Genomic DNA, 2,269 nt, shown 5'->3' with positions numbered 1-2,269 from the left:
AGGAAAAAATAAAATGAGTGTTTTAAATGCCGTGAGAAACAAAATAATCCATCGAGTTTTTGCGGTAATAAAAAACCAAACCTTTTATGAAAAAGATTTGGTTTTATCATAGAAATCAGGATGACAAGTTTGTGTAAAACCTTTGTCCCTCTGAACCTCTGTACCTTTGAACCTTAAGAATGAAAAACTGAACTATCACTGGGCGTTTCTTTTCGATCAAACATTCCATAATCACGAACCACAGTTGCAATTCTTAAATGATAATCTTTAAAAACTTCATTTCGGCCTTTTGCCTGCGCGTGGCGGTGCATTTCAAGATTTCTCCATTGCTGAATGCTTTCTTCATCTTTCCAAAATGATAAAGACAATACTTTTGAAGGATCGGTAAAACTTTGAAATCGTTCTATAGAAATGAATCCTTCAATATGGTCTAATTCTGGACGCAGACTTGCAGCGATGTCCAGATATTCTTCTTTTTTTCCTTCGTTCGGAATTACTTCAAAAATTACAGCTATCATATTTTTAATTTTTTATTGTAATGAAATCCAGATTGCTTTTGGTAATCGGGCATTAATCATGGGTTCGTATTGTATATTATTTTCTAAAATGGTAATGGTTTTGAATTGATTAAATAAAAACCATAAAGCTTCGGTAGTTAAATGAATAGAGAAATGTTTCGCTAGACACATATGACCGCCAATTCCAAAAGTCAGATTCTCAGTATTGTTACTTCTTTCGATATTAAATTTTGATTCATTTTCAAACTTCTTCGGATCTCGATTTGCCGATGCAAGTACAACTAAAATGGAATTGTTTTTTCTAATTAGGCTTTCGCCGATGATAATATCTCCAACGGCAATTCGTCTAGTATTTTGAATTGGAGGATCAAAACGCAAAGTTTCGATTACCGATTTTTCAATTTCCGTTTTACTAGAAAAAGTTTTATTATTCAGAATCTGGAAGAGAGAATTGCTCAAAATTCCTCTTCCCGCATCAAAACTCTGAATAAATAATCCAATTAAATTGCTAATGCTTATCGTTTTGATTTCGTTAAGCGAAAGAGAATTTGATTCCGAAATTTTGGCGGATAAAGATTCATAAAAGTTTAATTGAAAAAGCTGTTTTTCTACGATTGAAAATATTGTTGCTGAAACTTCATTTATAGATTTTACTTGTTCTTCTGTTTTCTGCGGAAGCATTATTTTAACCAAAGATTCTATTTGGTTTGCAATAAACTCACAATCTTTTTCTTCAAAATTAAAACTTTGTAAAACGACTAGAACTGGCAGTTTTTTGCAAACCGAATTTACCCAATCCATTTTGTTTTCAACTAGATTGCTTTTTATTAATTGGGAAATAATTGAATTGATATCTACAGATTTCATTTTTGAAAACAGCAACATTGCGATTTCTTTTGAAATTTCATGCTGTATCCCGTTTGATAATCTTGTTAAGTTATTTAAAATTTCTAACGCCGTTTTGTTCAGTTTTTGTTTGTTGTCTGGATTTACAGTCGGAATCTCAGCTTTAGGATTTTTTAAAATAGAAACACAATCTTCATAAGAATATATTGCCCATATTTTATTGGTTTCATCCCAATAAACGGGATTGTTTTGCAACATCGTTTTATAGATCAAATATGGATCGTTGCTTTCAGATTGAAGGAATAAAGTTGAATTCATGTGGAATGTTTTTAGCAAAGTTATTTAACTTTATAAGGCAATAGTTCATTCTGCACTTAACTATGAACATCTAAATGGAAGATCAATTTATAAGATCAAAATAACACTTTTGAAATAAGTTCAGAAGGGGAAAAGTGGTTCTCAGATTTTGGAATTAATTTGGAAGAAGCACAAAAACAAAAACGAATTTTTCTTAAAACCGTGCTTAAATTGGAGCGAAAGCAGAAATCATATTGCGGGTTCAATAGGAACATTGCTTTTTAATAAAATGCTGAAATAAGACTGGCTTAGAAAAACTGAAAATTCTCGAGCGATTACTGTTGCTGGAAAAGGAAAGAAGGAGTTGCTGAAGTATTTTAAGATTGTTGTTTAGAATTTTGTACCATCTTTTTATCCTGAGGGACGAAGGATCGTACTAGAAGTTTCGGATAGTATTTCGCCAATCTTTGTAGAGTTACGAGTGTGATCCTTCGTTCCTCCTTTAGATTTGTTTTTTAAAATTTAAGTAGATTTATGATTGAGAAAGGAAGCAAAAGTAAACTGTTCGTTCCTCTGAGCTTGAGACTCATATCCTGATTAAGACTTTA

2 protein-coding genes are annotated in these 2,269 nt (G+C 31.7%); both read right to left on the bottom strand.

Annotated elements, in window-relative coordinates:
* Positions 1 to 173: 173 nt before the first annotated feature.
* Positions 174 to 518: an antibiotic biosynthesis monooxygenase family protein gene (locus ACFO3N_RS24875; protein ID WP_379801509.1), complete on the bottom strand. Its 345-nt coding sequence runs from the start codon at positions 516 to 518 to the stop codon at positions 174 to 176.
* A gap of 12 nt (positions 519 to 530) precedes the next feature.
* Positions 531 to 1,682 (bottom strand): cytochrome P450, encoded by a 1,152-nt coding sequence (locus tag ACFO3N_RS24870; RefSeq protein ID WP_379801508.1) that lies wholly within the window; start codon positions 1,680 to 1,682, stop codon positions 531 to 533.
* Between the last annotated feature and the right edge of the window lie 587 nt (positions 1,683 to 2,269).

Source organism: Flavobacterium chungangensis (assembly GCF_042654045.1).
GTDB classification, from domain to species: domain Bacteria; phylum Bacteroidota; class Bacteroidia; order Flavobacteriales; family Flavobacteriaceae; genus Flavobacterium; species Flavobacterium chungangensis.
Note: the sequence above shows the minus strand (reverse complement) of the source record. Positions and strands in the feature narration are given on the sequence as shown.

Bases quoted from the DNA above. Each gene is read 5' to 3' on its own strand.
- ACFO3N_RS24870 (WP_379801508.1), bottom strand. From the start codon at position 1,682: ATGAATTCAACTTTATTCCTTCAATCTGAAAGCAACGATCCATATTTG.
- ACFO3N_RS24875 (WP_379801509.1), bottom strand. From the start codon at position 518: ATGATAGCTGTAATTTTTGAAGTAATTCCGAACGAAGGAAAAAAAGAA.